At 70.2% G+C, this 484-nt stretch carries 1 pseudogene; it reads left to right on the top strand.

Annotated features, from left to right (window positions below):
* Positions 1-26: 26 nt before the first annotated feature.
* Positions 27-484 (top strand): annotated as a pseudogene (locus tag D180_RS22375) (hypothetical protein); the annotation flags it as partial.

Below are 484 nucleotides of genomic sequence, written 5' to 3'. Positions count from 1 at the left end.
GCCCCCCGCCGCTGCCGCCGAGCGGCTTGCGCGCGTTGCTGGATGTCGCACGCGCGCGCTGGCCCGACCACGCGCTGTGGTTCCGCTCGCTCAACGCGGTGGATACGCCGCAGTGGCTGCACGCGCTGCAGGCCGAAGGCTTCACCCTGATCGGCAGCCGCCAGGTCTACCTGTACGAGGACTGGCCGCAACTGTTGCGCCATCGCGACCTGGCCCGCGACCTCAAACTGGTCGACCGCCGCGACCTGCAGCGCTGCGGCAACGACGCCATCGGCGAGGCCGACTATCCGCGCATCGCCGCGCTGTATGCGCAGCTGTATCTGGAGAAATATTCGCACTGCAATCCGGCCTACCACGCCGGCTTCCTGCGCGCCTGGCACCGCGCCGGGCTGCTGCGCTTCGACGGCTTCCGCGATGGCGACGGGCAACTGGTCTGCATCACCGGCCTGTTCGGCGTCGGCGGCACCGTCACCGCACCGATCGT

It is taken from the genome of Xanthomonas sp. SHU 166 (assembly GCF_000364685.1).
GTDB classification, from domain to species: domain Bacteria; phylum Pseudomonadota; class Gammaproteobacteria; order Xanthomonadales; family Xanthomonadaceae; genus Xanthomonas_A; species Xanthomonas_A sontii.
This window is presented reverse-complemented; position numbering and strand designations above follow the sequence as displayed.